Origin of the sequence: Rahnella sp. PD4, from assembly GCF_049199325.1 — a bacterium.
In the GTDB taxonomy this organism is placed as follows: domain Bacteria; phylum Pseudomonadota; class Gammaproteobacteria; order Enterobacterales; family Enterobacteriaceae; genus Rahnella; species Rahnella perminowiae.
Genome location: NZ_JBLZQF010000005.1, coordinates 246,759 through 264,368, shown reverse-complemented (window position 1 = coordinate 264,368; position 17,610 = coordinate 246,759). Strand labels below are relative to the sequence as shown.

Annotated in this window: 18 protein-coding genes and 2 pseudogenes; 8 read left to right on the top strand and 12 right to left on the bottom strand. The window is 50.5% G+C overall.

Going from position 1 to position 17,610, the window contains the following annotated elements; all coding sequences use genetic code 11:
• The first annotated feature begins 61 nt into the window (after positions 1-61).
• From ACOZIO_RS15210 to ACOZIO_RS15195, 4 genes are all read left to right on the top strand, one after another.
• Complete coding sequence (locus ACOZIO_RS15210; protein WP_129954012.1) at positions 62-703, top strand: glutathione S-transferase; 642 nt, start codon at positions 62-64, stop codon at positions 701-703.
• 101 nt (positions 704-804) lie between these two features.
• Positions 805-2,343: an aldehyde dehydrogenase family protein gene (locus tag ACOZIO_RS15205; RefSeq protein WP_129954010.1), complete on the top strand. Its 1,539-nt coding sequence runs from the start codon at positions 805-807 to the stop codon at positions 2,341-2,343.
• Between the two features lie 405 nt (positions 2,344-2,748).
• Positions 2,749-3,069, top strand: coding sequence for a DsbA family protein (locus tag ACOZIO_RS15200; RefSeq protein ID WP_129954008.1), 321 nt, complete (start codon positions 2,749-2,751; stop codon positions 3,067-3,069).
• Positions 3,069-3,686 carry a hypothetical protein gene (locus ACOZIO_RS15195; RefSeq protein ID WP_129991531.1) on the top strand — a complete coding sequence of 206 codons (618 nt, stop codon included), beginning with the start codon at positions 3,069-3,071 and terminating at the stop codon, positions 3,684-3,686. Before ACOZIO_RS15200 ends, ACOZIO_RS15195 begins: the two co-directional genes overlap by 1 nt.
• A gap of 65 nt (positions 3,687-3,751) precedes the next feature.
• Here ACOZIO_RS15195 and ACOZIO_RS15190 read toward each other — a convergent pair whose 3' ends face one another.
• The gene (locus ACOZIO_RS15190) at positions 3,752-4,990 is read right to left on the bottom strand and encodes an MFS transporter (RefSeq protein ID WP_129954005.1); all 1,239 of its coding nucleotides are present in this window, start codon (positions 4,988-4,990) and stop codon (positions 3,752-3,754) included.
• Positions 4,991-5,227: 237 nt separating this feature from the next.
• On the opposite strand from ACOZIO_RS15190, the gene ACOZIO_RS15185 reads away from it, so the two are divergent.
• Positions 5,228-6,223: an acyltransferase gene (locus ACOZIO_RS15185; protein WP_217138513.1), complete on the top strand. Its 996-nt coding sequence runs from the start codon at positions 5,228-5,230 to the stop codon at positions 6,221-6,223.
• A gap of 19 nt (positions 6,224-6,242) precedes the next feature.
• Here ACOZIO_RS15185 and ACOZIO_RS15180 read toward each other — a convergent pair whose 3' ends face one another.
• The 6 genes and pseudogenes from ACOZIO_RS15180 to ACOZIO_RS15155 form a co-directional block, all read right to left on the bottom strand.
• Entirely contained in the window at positions 6,243-8,234 is a 1,992-nt protein-coding gene (locus ACOZIO_RS15180) for an RNA-binding domain-containing protein (protein ID WP_421595467.1), read from the bottom strand.
• A 99-nt stretch (positions 8,235-8,333) separates the two neighbouring features.
• Positions 8,334-9,248, bottom strand: a complete 915-nt coding sequence (locus ACOZIO_RS15175; protein ID WP_129991528.1) for a GlxA family transcriptional regulator — start codon at positions 9,246-9,248, stop codon at positions 8,334-8,336.
• Positions 9,249-9,295: 47 nt separating this feature from the next.
• Positions 9,296-9,838: pseudogene (locus tag ACOZIO_RS15170) on the bottom strand (isochorismatase family protein); the annotation flags it as partial.
• A 128-nt stretch (positions 9,839-9,966) separates the two neighbouring features.
• Complete coding sequence (locus tag ACOZIO_RS15165) at positions 9,967-10,563, bottom strand: DJ-1/PfpI family protein (RefSeq protein WP_129953997.1); 597 nt, start codon at positions 10,561-10,563, stop codon at positions 9,967-9,969.
• Between the two features lie 87 nt (positions 10,564-10,650).
• Positions 10,651-11,682, bottom strand: a complete 1,032-nt coding sequence (gene idnD, locus ACOZIO_RS15160) for an L-idonate 5-dehydrogenase (protein ID WP_129953995.1) — start codon at positions 11,680-11,682, stop codon at positions 10,651-10,653.
• 122 nt (positions 11,683-11,804) lie between these two features.
• Complete coding sequence (locus tag ACOZIO_RS15155) at positions 11,805-13,007, bottom strand: benzoate/H(+) symporter BenE family transporter (RefSeq protein ID WP_129953993.1); 1,203 nt, start codon at positions 13,005-13,007, stop codon at positions 11,805-11,807.
• 138 nt (positions 13,008-13,145) lie between these two features.
• On the opposite strand from ACOZIO_RS15155, the gene ACOZIO_RS15150 reads away from it, so the two are divergent.
• Positions 13,146-13,712: a helix-turn-helix domain-containing protein gene (locus ACOZIO_RS15150; protein WP_129953991.1), complete on the top strand. Its 567-nt coding sequence runs from the start codon at positions 13,146-13,148 to the stop codon at positions 13,710-13,712.
• A 29-nt stretch (positions 13,713-13,741) separates the two neighbouring features.
• Positions 13,742-14,194 (top strand): GNAT family N-acetyltransferase, encoded by a 453-nt coding sequence (locus ACOZIO_RS15145; protein ID WP_129953990.1) that lies wholly within the window; start codon positions 13,742-13,744, stop codon positions 14,192-14,194.
• A gap of 9 nt (positions 14,195-14,203) precedes the next feature.
• Here ACOZIO_RS15145 and ACOZIO_RS15140 read toward each other — a convergent pair whose 3' ends face one another.
• The 4 genes and pseudogenes from ACOZIO_RS15140 to ACOZIO_RS15125 all read right to left on the bottom strand — a co-directional run bounded on the left by ACOZIO_RS15140 (position 14,204) and on the right by ACOZIO_RS15125 (position 16,239).
• The gene (locus tag ACOZIO_RS15140; RefSeq protein WP_129991523.1) at positions 14,204-14,683 is read right to left on the bottom strand and encodes a GNAT family N-acetyltransferase; all 480 of its coding nucleotides are present in this window, start codon (positions 14,681-14,683) and stop codon (positions 14,204-14,206) included.
• A gap of 5 nt (positions 14,684-14,688) precedes the next feature.
• On the bottom strand, positions 14,689-15,225 hold the full coding sequence (locus tag ACOZIO_RS15135; protein ID WP_129953986.1) for a hypothetical protein: 537 nt from the start codon (positions 15,223-15,225) through the stop codon (positions 14,689-14,691).
• Positions 15,226-15,442: 217 nt separating this feature from the next.
• A pseudogene (locus ACOZIO_RS15130) lies at positions 15,443-15,634 on the bottom strand (type VI secretion system tube protein Hcp); the annotation flags it as partial.
• Between the two features lie 458 nt (positions 15,635-16,092).
• Positions 16,093-16,239 carry a hypothetical protein gene (locus ACOZIO_RS15125; protein ID WP_205951601.1) on the bottom strand — a complete coding sequence of 49 codons (147 nt, stop codon included), beginning with the start codon at positions 16,237-16,239 and terminating at the stop codon, positions 16,093-16,095.
• A 294-nt stretch (positions 16,240-16,533) separates the two neighbouring features.
• Between ACOZIO_RS15125 and yfcF the strand changes: the two genes are divergently transcribed.
• On the top strand, positions 16,534-17,163 hold the full coding sequence (gene yfcF / locus ACOZIO_RS15120; protein ID WP_129953984.1) for a glutathione transferase: 630 nt from the start codon (positions 16,534-16,536) through the stop codon (positions 17,161-17,163).
• On the opposite strand, the gene ACOZIO_RS15115 is transcribed toward yfcF, so the two are convergent.
• Positions 17,155-17,601 (bottom strand): GNAT family N-acetyltransferase, encoded by a 447-nt coding sequence (locus tag ACOZIO_RS15115; RefSeq protein ID WP_129953982.1) that lies wholly within the window; start codon positions 17,599-17,601, stop codon positions 17,155-17,157. The genes yfcF and ACOZIO_RS15115 overlap by 9 nt on opposite strands.
• Positions 17,602-17,610: the final 9 nt, after the last annotated feature.

The window sequence follows — 17,610 nt, the reverse complement described above, 5'->3', positions numbered from 1 at the left end:
GGTAAACCCCTGCATGGCTGCTAGTTTTAATAGAGGTTCCGGCGAAAACGAGGAGGGTCTGATGAAATTGATCGGCAGTTATACCAGCCCGTATGTGCGCAAAATTTCGGTGATGTTGCTGGAAAAAGGCATCCCGTTTGATTTCATTAACGACACGCCCCACGAACCGGGCTGCAAAATCACACAGTACAATCCTCTCGGAAAAGTCCCCGCGCTGGTGGCCGATGATGGCGAAATTTTTTATGATTCGCCGATTATTGTGCAGTTCATCGAACTGATGAATGTCGCACCCACGCTGTTGCCGTGGCAACCGCTGGACGCGTTACGTGTGAGGCAAATTGAATCGCTGGCCGACGGGGTCACTGATGCCGCCGTGGCGCTGGTGCTGGAAGGTCGCCGCGATGCTGATAAACGTAACGAAGCCTGGATTTTGCGCCAGAGGGAAAAACTGTTGCGCGGGCTGGATGCGCTGGAAAAGCATGCGGCAAGCCGTACATTGCTCAATTCTGAAAGCCTCAATGTGGCCGATATTGCTGTCGCCTGTTGTCTGGGCTATCTCAATTTCCGGCGTATCGCGCCGGGCTGGTGTGTTGAGCGTCCTGAACTGGTAAAACTGGCAGAACGCCTGTTCCAGCGCGAGAGTTTCGCGCGCACCACCCCACCCGGGAGTGGTAACGCCAGCTTTGCAGCTAAAAAGGTGTGAAGCCGCTCGAAGAGTTCTCTTTACATCCCACCGGTTCGATTTTCACTGCCTAGACTTTATGCAGCGCTCTGCTAATCCCTGCTGCATAAAGGAGTTCCATCATGGCTTATGATAAAAATCCTCATGCCGTCAAACCGGAAGAATACGGTTTCCCGCTTAAACTCAAAAAACAATACGACAACTTCATTGGCGGTGAATGGGTCGCGCCGGTGAAAAAACAGTATTACGACAATCTGACACCGGTGACCGGCGAGGTACTGTGCCAAGTGGCCAGCTCCGGCACCGATGACGTCGATCTGGCGCTGGACGCCGCCCATAAGGCCAAAGACGCATGGGGAAAAATGCCGGTGCAGCAGCGTGCAAATTTACTGCTGAAAGTCGCCGATCGCATGGAACAAAACATTGAACTGCTGGCAAACGCCGAAACCTGGGATAACGGTAAACCGATCCGCGAAACCAGCGGCGCCGACGTGCCGTTAGCCATCGACCATTTCCGCTATTTCGCCTCTTGCGTGCGTGCGCAGGAAGGGGGGATCAGCGAAATCGACAGCGAAACCGTTGCGTATCATTTCCACGAACCGCTCGGCGTGGTGGCGCAGATTATCCCGTGGAACTTCCCGCTGTTGATGGCGTGCTGGAAAATGGCACCGGCGCTGGCGGCAGGTAACTGCATTGTGCTCAAACCCGCCAAACTGACGCCGCTGTCCGTTCTGTTGTTGATGGAGCTGGTGCAGGACATTTTGCCTGCGGGCGTCATTAATGTGGTTAACGGCGCGGGTGGTGAGATCGGCGAATATCTGGCGACGTCTAAACGTATCGCGAAAGTGGCGTTTACCGGCTCGACGGAGGTCGGCCAGCAAATCGCCGGCTATGCCGCACAAAACCTGATCCCGGCCACGCTGGAACTGGGCGGTAAATCACCCAATATTTTCTTTGCCGATGTGATGGATAAAGAGGATGAATTCTTCGACAAAGCGCTGGAAGGGTTTGCGCTGTTTGCCTTCAATCAGGGTGAAGTCTGTACCTGTCCGAGCCGTGCGCTGGTTCAGGAATCTATCTACGAACGTTTTATGGAACGTGCGATCAAACGTGTTGAGGCTATTAAAACCGGTAACCCGTTGGATATTGAAACCCAGATGGGCGCGCAGGTTTCTGCCGGACAGATGAAAACCATTCTGGATTATATCGAAATCGGTAAAAAAGAGGGCGCAGAGGTACTGACCGGCGGCGCGAAGAAAAAACTCGAAGGTTCGCTGAACGAGGGATATTACCTGCAACCCACCATTTTGCTGGGTAAAAACAACATGCGTGTTTTCCAGGAAGAAATCTTCGGACCGGTGCTGGCCGTCACCACGTTTAAAGATATGGACGATGCGCTGCAAATTGCCAATGATACCGCTTACGGATTAGGCGCAGGTGTCTGGAGTCGTGACGGCAATGTGGCCTATCACATGGGCCGCAATATTCAGGCCGGGCGCGTATGGACCAACTGTTATCACGCTTATCCGGCGCATGCCGCATTTGGGGGGTACAAACAGTCCGGTATCGGGCGCGAGACTCATAAAATGATGTTGGATCACTATCAGCAAACGAAATGTTTACTCGTTTCTTATTCGAGTAAACCGATGGGGCTTTTCTGAGGAATGATCGCGCATTCTGACCGTAATTGATTTTTCCGGCTGACGATGGCATATAAAAACGCCATCGTCAGTGAGATTACTTAATACATCATGTGCATTGCTCTCATTTAGCGGTTAACTTAAAGTGCCTATATAAATATTTTATATGTTAATTCAATAATAAAACATTATGAATGCGCTAATTGTAATATTTTAAACGTGACCGTGGACGGATGTTCATATCTAAGGATAGAGAGTCATGTTTAAACGGTTTTTATATATTGTGATATATACGATTTTCATTTTTGCTGTTTCAATAGGTCGCACCGTTGCCTATTATCAATATATTGTTCTCAATTCCGATGCGGCACCTTTGGTCAGAGTGGTTTAGCCCGTTACGCACCGTTATTTGCAACACTTGAGGTGATGGGGCTGGAGTCTCAATATCGGGAAAAAATCTATACAGCTGTGATCAAAGATAACATTGATTTAGCTGACGACACTGTTTTAAATAACTGGCTGGAACATAATGGTATTGACGTTGGGAAATATCACGAAATCAACGCATCGCCGGCGGTCAAAGCGTTACTTCAATATATGTCAGCTGTCAGTAACTATTATGACGTCTCTGCAACGCCGGCATTTATTGTAAACAAGCAATGGCTTGCCTATCAGGATCGCGATTTTAAAGCTTTTGGTGATCAACTTATCTCCCTGCTTACCAGGCATAAACCACTGGAGATATAATGCGCTTTGTTCCGGTATGGATCTATTTGCACAGCATGTCTTTGGGGGCGGCTATAAACTATAAAATTTTCTTATTTTATAGCCGGATAATAAAAGTTGGACTGTCTCTTTATAAGTTATTGCCATTAGAAATTATTTTTGGAATGTTGCATGTGATGCGTTTTCTGCGATGTATAGGGAAACATCAAAAAGCACTGACGCTGGTCGCCAATGAAAATAAACGGTGTTTGTTAAACGACACCGGCATCGTCGATTTCACCTGGATTGCGCAACGCCGGAAAGCCCTGGATTACGCGGCAACTTATGGCAAAAATCAGCGTGTCGTCAGCCAGCTGGAAAATTGTGCATATCAGTTAGATCAATTCGTTAAACCGCTGCATCAGAGCAGGAAACCCGTCATCCTTGCGCCGCTGCATATGGTTTCGGATATCCTGGCAGGTATTGTTGCCAGTAAAACCTATCCAGGAAAATCCACCCTGATGAACCTGTCAGGCGGACTGGATATCCCTGACAGTGGCGAGATCTGCATCGCAGGCATTGATACCACCCGGGCTTCTCATGAACACCTTGCCGCGCTGCGATCCATCCAAGAAATAAACAAGAATAGAAAGACGTAAACGAAAGACATGGGAGAGCGATCTTCCATGTCTTGTTCTGAAACAGAGCGGTGAAACGAACGAAATCACACCACGCTGTTTGGCGGCAGAACCACCTGTCGGCTGCGCAGAAATACCACCACCAGTGCCAGCCAGGCGAGACCGCTTAACAAATTGAATGTATTAAACATCCCCGCACCGCCTTCGACATAAGCCACTTTTGCCAGTTCAATGCCCAGTGTGAAAATCAACATACTGATGACGCCCATGGCGGCGGAAACCGTACCTTTGCTCATGTCACTGGAGAACAGCGTCAGACGGTACAGACCGGCATTCGCCACACCAATCCCGAAGGCGTACAGGCTCAGACCGGCAGTCATCCACAGATACGCATGTGCGGAAAACAGCGTGGCCGCAGCTGCGATCAGCAAACCAACCACCATTGGGCCTGCGCCCAGTTTAATCAGATATTCGACGGTACGTTTGCCGGACAGGCGCGCCAGTGTGATGTTACCGATAATCAGTGCGCCGAAAATCGGTACCTGCAACAAGCCATAATCATAGGCCGCTAACCCTTCACCGCTGATTAAAATCACCGGCGACTGTGCAATCCACGTCAGCAATGGCAGGCTGGCAAAACCTATCGCCAGCGCACCACACAGGAACTGGCGGTTCTTCAGCACATGCTTGTAATCACGCAGCAGGCTTGGCATGGAGAACGGTTCGCCCAGGCGGGAAGCGGTCTCCGGCATCGATTTCCACAATCCCCACAGCGCAATGGCGGCGAGCAGGGCGAAGATCACAAACATTGACTGCCATGGCGCAACGTGGATTAGCGCCGCACCAGCCAGAGGCCCGAGCAGCGGCGCAATCAGCGCGACGTTAGCCATCATGGCGGTGATTTTAATACACACCGATTCTTCGAAAGATTCCTGTATAGCGGCATAGCCGACCGCGCCGATAAAGCACAGGCTGATGCCCTGCAGGAATCGCATCACCATAAATTGTTCTATATTTTGCGCAAACAGAATCGCCAGACAGGTGATGATGAAAAAACTCACGCCCGCGAGCATGACCGGACGACGGCCGCGCCTGTCGGACAGCGGACCGAGCAGCCATTGCAGGAACATGCCGCCAGCGAGATAAGCGGTCATGGATGTCGGCACCCACTCTTCGCCGGCATTAAAATTAGCCACGACGGCCAGCATGCCCGGTTGGATCATATCGTTGCCGATATAAGTCGCGAACTCGAACAGCACCAGGCACAGAGGGAACAAAAGCGCCTGCCGACCCAGAAGGGAAGCAGTATTTGGAGAATTATGCATTGTAGTTATTTCACAGACGTAAGGCTAATTCTTTGAAAATTAGCAGAAAATAAGAGACTGTCCGGGCGGGTTTCGCAAGCGAGGCAGTAATAGGGACTATTTTGCCGATTATTTGAGCGCAACGCAATGTTCAGGTTCACGTTCAGCACAATCTGAGATCGGCACTTTTGCCTTGTTAGCCGTCCAAAAGCTGGCTAGGCTGCAAACAGCCCATCGATAAGAAGGAAATTACCGGGAATGAGCCAAAAAATCAGCTGGATAGATAATCTGCGCGCACTCGCCTGCATGATGGTGGTGATGATCCACGCCAGCACGTCGCTGGTCGTCAATTTCGCTGCGGTAAATACCCCTGAATGGACGGTGGCAAACGTGCTCAATTCCGCTTCGCGCGTCTGCGTACCCCTGTTTTTTATGATTTCCGGTGCGCTGTTTTTGGGGGAAAGGAGCGCGCAAAAACGCCATTTTCTGCGAGTCACATTATGTTTGCTGTTCTACAGCGCCGTCTCGCTGATTTATATCCTCACGATGACAAAAATCGGGTTTTGGCCGTCTCTGCGTCTTATCATGGAAAAACCGGTGTTTTACCATCTTTGGTTCTTCTACGCGATCATCCTAATTTACCTGCTTTCCCCGCTGATTAATGTTAAAGCCGTATCCGGCAGATACCTGCTGATTGTCGCAATGCTGTTCGGCGTACTGGCAAATCCGCAGCTTCCTGCCGTGACGTGGCACAAAATCCATCTTTTGCCGCTGGATTTATACATTAGCGGTGACACTTTCTATTACGTGCTATATGCCCTGTTGGGCCGCGCCATCAGCCAGCTCAGGACTGAAAAAACGGCGATCACGCTCGTCGCCAGCGCCATGTTCATTCTCAGCACGCTGGCGATTGCCACCGGCACATACCGGCAAATGCAGATTAATCAGAGTTTCGCCGATACCTTTTATATCTACAGTGGTCCGCTGGTATTTATCTCTGCGATGTCTTTATTTGTGGTTTTCAAGAACACACTGGCACAACGTCTCCTGCCAGGATTTTCGTTAATCTCCCGCCACTCTCTGGCTATCTACGGCTTTCATGCGCTGATCATCACCGGCCTGCGCGGCCGGCATCTCGACTTTCCGCAATACCCGCTGCTGAACCTGGTCTTTTTGTTTATCTGCGGACTCGGCGGCGGATTATTTCTGGCGATGGGGCTGGGGAAAATAGACCGCCGGAACTGGGTGAGCTGAATACTCTGAAACCCAGTTGTTATGTAACGGTATATCCTTGTTTTGGGGTATTTGGTTTATTGGGAAAAGCCAGTTTTAATTCACCCTTTTCAACCATGGGTTTTAAATGGCTTTGTCTGATATTTTGAGCCGTTCTGTTTGTAAGATCACTTAAAACTGAGATGGCGATGTAATGTTCGTTACACAATGTACTAATGACATCTCGCATCTCTTCATTGGTTAATCTTCTTTTCTCTCTTGCAGGTTTTGCAAGGCTTAATAAATAACTTCTAAAGGATAATTCCAACGCGTCAAGCTGATCTACAAAAGGTCGGTCTAATAAAGGGCTAATATATCTGCCATGAGAGTCTCGATGCTCATCTATTCTCGGTAGCATTGCATCATGGCTCATCGGATTATTTTTGCTATGCGTTAAGTCCCCTTCACTATGCGTTAAGCTGTCTTTGCTATGCGTGAAGTCAGAGATGAGACTTAACGCATTTGAAAATACATCTTCAGGGGAAGGAGGTTGCTCCATTCCCGGCAGGCTGTAAGATTTATCCTTACGCTCACCACTAGAAACCAGAAAACCTTTAGCCTCAAGACGAGGTAACGCCAGCGTGACATCCCGCGTGTGTTTGCTCGTCAGCTGGCAGGCTCTTTGGTGATTAATCCACCCTTCTATCGCCGCAGTCGTTATGATCATGCGCTCAAAGTCATCAAGGGTACTGAACCTGGTACCGAAGAGTTTTTGGAGCTGCGCTGAAATGTATTCAGGAATCAAACTTGCTGTTGAAAGTTCTAGTAATGTTTGCTCGGTATGCTCAGTTTTCTCATAAAGTTTTGGTGCGCGCCAATTTGCGGATTGCCAGCCGCTGTAAATTTTTGGGATACCGGAACCGGCTCGTTCGCCAGCACCAATGTTGAGAAACATCTGGTGCATGCGCCGGTTTCGACAATCAGTTTCTCCGCCTTTTATTGCTATTTCTGGCGGGATTCTCATTAGCCCAGGGTTGCGAAAACCAAACATATCGGGGCGTTTAACTATCAATATAGATGCGCGTCCTGTGTAATCAGAATGAACAAGTGTATTAACTAAGGCTTCGCGTAGCGCAACATGAATTAATGTATCATCCTGACGCACACCATCTTTAATTTTGAATGGAATCTTTAGGTCTGTTGTTAGCTTTCGATATGTCCGTCGATAAAAATCAAAGATATTTCCTGACCATGTACCATCAGGGCATAAACGATCTACCCAGCGTAACTCGGTCTTTGCTTCCGGGCGTTCCTGATAGTCAACGAAGTAATGAGGTACTGCATCCTGAATAGCTTGCCAGGTCCCAAACATCAGAATACCAGCGAGAGTGATTCCTTCCTGACCCGTCTGACGATCTTTACGCCAGCCTCCAATTTTGGTCATAAGATCGAAATTATTAAGCTCTAACCATGGATGTTGTGGTTTCGCAATCGCTAAAAGTTGTTTATAAGCATTCAGGCTTTCTTGTTCAATATCATTCAGGTCAAAGCCAGTGAGAATTTTATCATCTCGGCTATCCTCAACCTGCTCTGCCAGCATTCTTTTTACTTGCTCCTGAGAACAATGGCGATCGCCTTCATGAAGCCTGATATAGGTAAACTCAAGAGGATTATTTTTAAGGAAAATAGGCTTTTGATGTCGGTTTGCAATAGGAATATGGATCACAAGGATGAGTTTGTTATCAAGAAGTGTTGTTTGCACATCTGCATCTGTTAGCAAATTTATATTTACCAGGTTTTTATTGTTAAGATTGTTAAACAACTCTTTTTTGATTTTTTCCGGATCATTAATTCCTACAGGAATGAACTGACCCTTTTTTTCTTTGACACCTAAGACAACATAGCCTCCTCGGGTATTAGCCATTGCACTATATGTTGGCCAAAAATCCTGAGGTAATTTCCCTTGACCATCCTGCCCCTGTGCTTGTTTAAATTCTAACTCGACAGATTCAGCAAGGGTTTGGAGATCAATTAAGTCTGTTATCTTAAACATCTCAATTTCCTGAAGTCATGGTTAAGTACTGAAGGAATTTTATTCTTAATCAGGAGAAAATAATATACGTGTTCTTGTGACTTCCCGGTTGACCTGATATTACGCCCACCGTTCCTGCGCCCGGCGTAATTGCCGTGCGGATGAGAAGCCCGCAGCGAGTGCGGCTTTTTCGATGCCGGATCCCTGCTGAAGGCGTTGTTGCGCCACGGCGATACGCAATTGCTCGTGGTAGTCACGCACGCTGATGCCCAGATGTTGTCGGAACAAACGGGTGAGGTGGCGTGCGCTGATGTGCGCCCTGGCGGCAACATCTTCCACCTGCCAGGCCGATTCCGGCTCGGCAGCAATCAGGTTTTGCGCACGGTGCACCGCGGGGTGCAGATGATTACGGTAACGCAGCCACGGAGAGAGTTGCGGATCATCACCGCCACGGCGGAAATAGACCACCATTTCGCGGGCAACATCCAGCGCGGCCTGCGGCCCAAGATGTGTGGCGATCAAATGTAGTGCCAGATCGATACCGGCGCTGATGCCTGCGCTGGTCAGTACCGAACGGTCTTCGACAAATATCCGGTTATCTTTCACCTGGGCAGCAGGTACCTGCTCGCGCAACCGTCCGATTACATCGTGATGCGTGGTGCACTGATAGCCGTCGAGCAGACCGGCTTGCCCGGCCAGCAGGCTGCCGGAACAGATGCATACCAGTCTTAAATTTCCTGCTTCAATGGCGCTTTTTTGCTGATGCAGCCACTCACAGGCGGTCTGTGCGACCGGTGAGGAGAAGTTTTCGTCGGATTCTGCCACACCCGGTATGATCACAATACTGCCCGGGGGCAGGCTTTGCGGCAGTGGCTGCAAATGGCTGACCATCAGGCCGGTTGACATCATCACTTCCGGCTGCGGCCCGATATAATGAAGCGAAAATTGCCCGCTCAGGCGCAACGCTTCCGCCGGGCCGGTAAGATCTAACGACATCACGCCGGGGAGCGTCACAAAGTAGACATTGCGCTGCATAGTGCTTCATCCGTCTGTGGGGAAAAACGCTATCTTCACACAGTGCGGTCGAGTTGCGCCAGCGCACCGGTCACGTCAGTGACAGTGGCAAAGCGGTCGGCGAGTACCAGTTCGGTCCGCAATTTGATCTCCTGTGCGCTCAGCGTGAGACCACTGGCGTGCGTCATCGGAAATGTCAGTGTCGCATCGGTGACAAAGGTCACTGAATAGCCGAGGTCTGACGCCACCCGGGCCGTGGTTTCACAGCACTGCTCGGTGCGCATACCGGCGATAATCAGATGCGTGATACCTTTTTCGCGCAACCAGCTATCGAGGCCGGATTCGGTCAGGGCATTGTGGACATGTTTATGCACAACATGCTGCGGCCGGTGTGTGAGAAAAGTCATTGGCGTGACCAGACCGGAGGCCAGCGAAAAGTCGCCATCAGGGTTGACGTGAAATACATCGATAACCGGTACATTGCGGGTCTGACAGCCAGCGATCAGGCCGTTGAGGGCTTCGCTGAAAGCCGGTAAATCATCCTGTTGCCAGAAGTCTTTTTGTTCAAATGAACGCTGAACGTCGATATTTAACAGGGCGCTTTGGGTCATTTACGGACTCCATCTGGTGAGTGTGAAATCAGTGTGCGCCTGAATTGGAAAGGGAAGAATGCCAAAAACGGACAGGATACTGACCGGGGCGGACGACCTGCGCCATCTGCCCCGGTTCAACTTTTTGATCAACGCTTCTGGCCGGCGCGCCAGTGGTGATAATCGATGTGATCAGCCTGGAAATTGGTGGTTTCAGCATCGCCGGTCAGGCGGTACGCCAGCTGAAAGGCGAAGTCAAACGCCAGCCCTAATCCTTTTCCGCTGAGCAAGTTACCGTCTTCCACAAAGGACTGATTGACGTAAACGCCGTCTTTCACGTCCTGGTATAAATCGCCGGAACAGACGTAACGACGGCCTTTCAGCAGACCGTTCCCGCCCAGCACACGCGCGGCAGCGGAGCACAGCGGGCAGATCAGTTTACCGGCGTCGTCGTGACGTCGGACAAATTCCACCACCGCTTTACTGGCCGCCAGCGCCACTGAGCCTTCCGGTCCGCCGGGCATTACCACAGCATCAAATAAGCGGTCGCCCTGCGCGGACAGCAGTTCGTTGGCCTGCATCTGAATGCCGTGATACGTGCGCAGCGTCAGGCTTTCCTGGCAGGCCAGCGTGGTGACCTGAATCTCCAGCCGCTCAAGAATATCGAGCACAATCACCGCTTCGCCTTCTTCAAATCCGTTAGCCAGCAGCAGCGCGACCTGCTTTTTCGCCTTGTCCTTTACCATAATGCAAATGTCCTCTGAGGATAAAAATCAGAGGACATCATAAAATGAAACGGTGTTTTGATATTGTGACTGGTATTGCAGACCGGGCTAGAAGACCAGCTGCACTTTTGACGCTTTGGATTTATCCAGGGCGTATTCCAGCGCTTCCACCAGACTTTCCTGCGGGAATTCTGCTGACAGCAATGGCATCGGATCGACGGTTCTATTCGCCAGCCATTCGACGGCAGTATTAAATTCTTCTGTGAAACGGAAACTGCCGACCCAGTTAATTTCTTTGGCAATCAGCGACATCAGCGGGAATTCATTCACTACCGGCCCCATGCCAACCTGCACCAGGGTGCCGCGTGCGCGGGTCACTTCCAGACAACGGCGGATGGAAGACGGATGGCCGGAGGCATCGAAGGAGACATCGAAAAAGCCTTTCTCTGCCTGATATTCGCTGAAATCACCTTGTGCAGCGTCCAGTGCTTTATTTGCGCCAACCGCCAGTGCCAGCGTACGGCAACGTTCGCTCGGGTCGGTCACCACGATTTGCGCCGCGCCTTTGGCTTTTGCTGCCAGCACGATTAAGCAGCCAATCGGACCTACGCCGGAAACAAACACGGTTTTACCATGAATATCGCCCGCCTGGTTTACGGCATGAATGGCGACGGCCAGCGGTTCTGCGAACACCATCAGGCGGTCACTGACCTGATTGTCGTAAGGAATGCACTGGTCGCTGTCGACGATTTTATACTGCGTGAACGCGCCGTTGATGTGCGGGAAATACATCGCGCTGCCGAAAAATTTCATGGTGGTGCATTGGTTTTCGTCACCGGACAGACAGTACTTGCAGGCTTTGCACGGCTTACTCGGGTTCAGCGCCACTTTCTGACCGGGCTGCAAACGCGGGTTATCCGATTTCTCCACCACACCGACCACTTCATGGCCAAGTACCATCGCCTCGCGCACTCTGAAATCACCGACAGCGCCGTGTTCGTAATAATGCAGATCCGAACCGCAGATGCCGCCGCGGGTGATTTTCACCAGCGTGCCCTGGCCGGTATAGCTGAGGGTCTGGTGGATCACCGAGACGTCTTTTTTCCCGGTCACGACGCAGGATTGTGTGGCAATAGTCATGGGATTCTCGCTCTTTAAAGGGCCTGATTGCACCCAGTAAAGAGGGTTTACCGGTCAGAAAATGTGATCGTCGTCACCTTGTGCCGTGTTACGAAAACCTGTTACCCATAACTTGAACGGACTCAACTTTTCCCGGCGGATTTATCACGATTTCGCGCCGGCATGCTGAGGATCAGATGAGTTATCACACCGCCCGCCAGACCCCAGAATGCCGAACCGACACCCAGCAGCGTGACACCGGAAGCCGTGATCAGAAACGTAATAATTGCCGCGTCGCGCTGACGCTCGTTTTCCAGCGCGCGGTACAGGCTGCCTGCAATGGTGCCGAGCAACGCCAGCCCGGCGATGGTGTGGATCAGCGCCTGTGGCAGGGCGGTAAAGACCATGCCGATGGAGCCGCCAAACACGCCCGCAATCAGATAGAAAACGCCAGCCGAGACGGCCGCCATATAGCGTTTTTTAGGATCGGGATGAATATCCTCGCCCATACAAATCGCGGCGGTAATGGCGGCGATACAGATGGTAAAACCGCCGAACGGCGCTAAAACTAACGCAGTCAGCGCCGTCCAGGAAATCAGGGGCGAAACAGGCAGATGATAGCCGTGCGCTTTCAGTGTGGCGATGCCCGGCGCATTCTGTGAGGCCATGGTCACCACAAAAAACGGAATGCCGATGCCGATAATTGAGGAAAGCGTGAAATGCGGCATCACAAACGCCGGTGCGGCGAAGGTCAGCGTCTGGCCGTGCAGCGCAATATCACCCTGTAATCCGGCGACGATCAGCCCGGCGGCCAGTGCGAGCACCACCGCATAGCGCGGCAGGGCGCGCTTTGCCAGCAGATACACCAGACACATGGTGCCTGCCAGGGCGAAATTGCTTTGCAGTGAGGTAAAGGCGTCCAGCCCGAAGCGCAGCAGAATGCCGCCGAGCATCGCCGCTGACAGCGCCTGCGGGATGTAATGCATCAGTCGGGCGAATAAGCCGGTCACGCCGCACAGCAGGATCAGCCCGGTGGCAAAGACAAATACGCCAATGGCTTCGTTAAGTGAGGTGCCGGGCAGGCTGGTGACCAGCAGCGCCGCGCCGGGTGTCGACCAGGCCGTCACCACCGGTGTGCGGTAATACAGTGATAGCCCGATGCTGGTGACCCCCATTCCCAGACCCAGCATACTCAGCCAGCCGCCAATTTGTCCCGCGCTGGCCCCTGCCGCTTCCGCTGCCTGAAAGATAATCGCTGCGGAGCTGGTATAACCGACTAAAACCGCAACAAATCCGGCGATTACCGCCGAAAATGTCAAATCCTGCGGACTGAAACGCGAGGCCATAGGTGAAATTCCTTCTGGTTACCGCTTGCTGGCGGTATGCTGTTGTGCGTTATAGCGTACATCGGATGCGCTCAAAATATCATTGTGCGTTATAGCGCACAACCATGATCGCTAAAAATGATTGCCAGAGGAGTCAGGATGCAGGAGCTCACCCGCCATATTGGCAGCCAGCTGAAAGCCGTTCGCAGCGAACGTGGCTGGAGCCTCAGCCAGACGGCAGAACACACCGGTGTCAGCAAGGCAATGCTGGGGCAAATTGAACGCGGCGAATCCAGCCCGACCGTTGCGACGCTATGGAAAATCGCCAGTGGCCTGAATGTTTCGTTCTCGGAGTTTCTTGAAACCCCGCCTGCGCAGTCGGCGGCATTGCACCGGCACGGTTTGCTGACCACGTTTAACAGCGACAGCTCAGGAATGCGCGTGGTGCCTTTGTTTCCGTTTGACACCACATTGCGTATGGACATGTTTGTTATCGATCTTGAACCGGGTGGATGCAGCGAATCCACGCCACACGAAGCCGGTGTGATTGAGCATGTCATTGTTATCGAAGGAGAACTGACACTGACGGTGGACGGTATGACGCGCCTGCTCAGTGCCGGTGAAGCTTTGCGTTTTGCCGCCGATTGCCCGCACGCTTACCGCAATGAAAGCGGTCATTCCGTACGTTTCCACGACCTGATACATTATCCGCAGTCACGTCCGTAACGTTTTCATTTCCTCAGGAGAATGTCCCGATGAGCCAGCCGCAAGATGTGGTGATCCGTCCGTTAACGCCCGCAGACCGTCAGGAGTGGGAAATGTTATGGCGCGATTACCTGGATTTTTATCAGTCGACGCTCGATCCGGCGCAGTTTGATCACACCTTCCGGCGGTTATCGCAGCCCGAGTATGCCAGTATGTTTGGCTATGTGGCGGAGTATGAGGGGAAACTGGTCGGTCTGGTGAACTGTATCAATCACGATCATGGCTGGCATATGCAGCAGGTGGTGTATTTGCAGGATTTATATGTCGATGACGGCGCGCGTAAACTGGGGATCGGGAAAAAACTGATTGAAGCGGTTTACGCCTACGCCGATGAAAACAATAAAGCTAACGTCTACTGGACGACCCAAACCTCGAATCATACTGCCCGCAAACTGTACGATCGTGTGGGGCGGCTGACTGATTTTATTAAATACCAGCGCTGACCGGCGCTGTCATTCTGCGCTTAACGCTTTTACCATCGTCAGATTGGTCGGCGCATAGCCCAGACTGCTGTATAACGCCTGCGCAGCACTGTTTTTATAAAACACATTCAGGCCGACAGATGTCAAACCCAGTCCGCGCACTTTTTCTTCCAGCTGTAAAAAGGCTGCGCGGGCATGACCCTGACGGCGAAATTGCGGAAACACTGACACTTCATAAATAAAAGCGCTACGCTCGCCCTGACGCTCACTGACCGCAAACCAAATATACCCCGCAGTTTCCCCGTCGGCCTCTGTTCTTATTTCAAACAAATAATTATCCGGTGTGGCCAGGCCCTGCGGCAGCAAACGCGTTATTTCACCTTGTGATCGTGTCAGCGCATTTTCCTGCTGCCAGCGGCCTGAACTAACATTTTCTCTGGCGTAATCGCTGACCAGCCGATCAAAAAATTGCGGGTAAAAAGTATCACGCATAGCGGATAAAAAGGTCATCAGAATCACTCCTTCGGCGATTTTTTATACGGCGTAACGTAGCATTCGCTGATGGTGGTGGAATGACTTTCCATCTGCGTGATGATGTAGCCTTTATCCGTCAGCGCCACCGAGCTGTAAGGGGTTTCATTATTTTTATCTGCAATCACGTCTTCAAAAGACTGAATGATTTTGGCCTTCTCACTGGCGCGTGTCGGATCATCCATTCCGTCGACCCGGATCATCGCCTGTTTAAACTGGTTACTGAATCCTGTTTTCCCCGCCCGGCTTTCAATCACGGCCTTAATGTTCACCGTGACGTCATTACCGAGCAGAAATAACGTGTTGCTCTGGTAAACCAGCACATTCTTGCGCTTCGAGACGACAAAACCGTTCTCGATCACTTTCATTTTGCTGTTGTTGGCGTAAGTCACGTCATCGAGGCAAATGGTTTTATCCCCGACCTTGAACTGGCTGAACCGTGCTTTGATTTCTTTCGGCGTGGATGCCGCCTGCGAGCAGAGCGGCGCAAGCAGCAGAAGAGGTAAGAGCCATGACTTCATAGGAGTTTCCTGAACAGGTGCTGAATCAGCCGACATAACAGCAGTATAGGGAGACCGGCGCAGGATGCGAATGTTTATCTTTGGCGGACCTCATCCTTATTCATTGTTACAATGAATAAGGATGGGCCGGGTTGGAGGCGTAAAAATGCCGACTTTATATGTCGTTTTTGGATTTCAGAAGCAGAGAGGGAGGCTGTAGTGGGTTGTCGCCGATCTATTAGGCGGTTATGCGTTCATTCCAGGTATCTTTATAAATGATATTCCCGTTTACATACTTCCATGTAATGCTTTCATAGCGTAGTTGGATAGTTTCAAAATGTGTTCCAGTCTGGTTGCCTGGGTATAAATTTGGTGCAATGGATGTAACTTTTACATTTTCCAAAATGATATTGAAGTATTCGGCTTCAACGAACCACCAACAATGGGCGAACCATCTACTCCGGTTAGAAATAAATATGCTGGATTTGACATGAAATATCCTTATTTTTAATGTTTAGTTATCTTGCGGGTAATATTTATCGATTAGTTTACCAATAATCCATATGACAAATACCATAGCTGAAATGGCGAGCAATCTCTCCAGCCAGGTATCAAAATAAAATACAAAGAATAACGAAAACCAGACTGATGCACCACCAAGGATTGCGCCTATTTGACCTACTGCAGCGTTCTTTCATTCCTCAGACTAATAATATGTTTCCAATGACCCCGCCTCTTACTTTCACAAAAAAGCTTGTTCCTTGAGCTATCGCGATAGCAACTTTCCCGGCAATAACTGTGTTAGTTGCAGTTCTGCCGACAACTGAGAAAAAAGATCGGCTGTATGTTTTGTTTTTTTCGCTTTCTGAAACATATTTATTGAAATCGTTAAGTATAGTCTGTATCGAAAAAACCATACGCAAGATATCCCAGATCAACTGGCACGGAAAGTATTCCATGTACCAAACCAATAGCTGAATCAGGTGAAATAATTATGTCGGTAATGCGCTGTGCTATCTCTTCTGAATTATCCATAAGGCGCCCTTTGAAGTCCGTTTGTTTGGCGGTTTTTTAGAGGGTATATTGACTTAAGCCAAATGGCAATGGCTAAAAAACGTGCGAAAGTTTGGTGCGGAAAATATCTTGTTTAATCAGTTTCTGAAAATTAGCTGAATGTATAAGATGATGTACGCATTTTTTAGAATGAGAAAATTTGCCCGTATCCCAACAACTCCACTCGGGTTTATCATCTGAATGAGTTTTTAACGACACCTCCCTCTTTCTGCGCTATGTTTTTCTCCTTTGTTCTCTTTCTTTCAGGAGTTTGCTATGAGCCAGCCTTCGCTAATTTTGTATTCCGACGCCAATTTTTTCAGTCCTTACGTGATGTCGGCTTTTGTCGCGTTAACCGAAAAAGGCATTCCCTTTGAACTGGAAAAGGTGGATCTGGCTAATGCAGAAAACCTGAAAGAAAATTATTCGGCGATTTCCATCACCCGCCGCGTACCGACATTAACCAACGGCGCTTTTGTCTTATCCGAATCTTCTGCGATTGATGAATATGTCGAAGAGTTATTCCCGGCGCCGACGTTCCCGGCGATTTACCCGGCTGACCCTGAAAACCGCGCCAAGGCCCGTGAAGTACAGGCATGGCTGCGCAGTGATCTGATGCCCATTCGCGAAGAGCGCTCAACTGAAGTGGTGTTTGCCGGTGCGAAACGTCCGGCGCTCAGTACAAACGGACAGCAGGCGGCTGAAAAACTGTATGCCGCCGCCGCGTTTTTGTTGGGCGACAAAGAACATTTATTTGGCGAATGGTGTATTGCGGACGTGGATCTGGCGCTGATGATTAACCGTCTGCATCTGAACGGTGATCCGGTACCGGAAAAACTGGCCGCGTATGCAGATGCGCAATGGCAGCGGCCATCGGTTAAGGAATGGCTGGCGCTTTCAGCTTAACGTTTTTGTCAGAAAGAACCGCGTATGCGTTGAGGGCGCATCGTCCGGCGCACGGGAGTCAGGGATATAATCCTCCAGCGCCATTTGCATGCTATAGCCCATACGTTCATAGAAAGGCCGCGCCTGAAAACTGAACGTATCAACCAGCGAGTAACGGCAACCCCGTGCTTTGGCTTCTTCTTCTGCTTCTGTAATCAGCTGCGTGCCGACATCTTTGCCGCGCAGCGATTCATCGACCCATAGCATTTTTATGTACATCCAGTAACCGACGGTTTCCGCTACGATACCCGCCAGCTTCTTTCCATTTTCATCTTCCACAAAAATACCCAACTCGCGGAATGTCGGTTTCGGGATAAAGTTTCTGTTGAAATCCCGCAGTGCCGTTTTGATCTCCTCGAGATCGCTTTCGGTCGGGGCATGGCTGAGACGGGTCTTCATGACATTTTT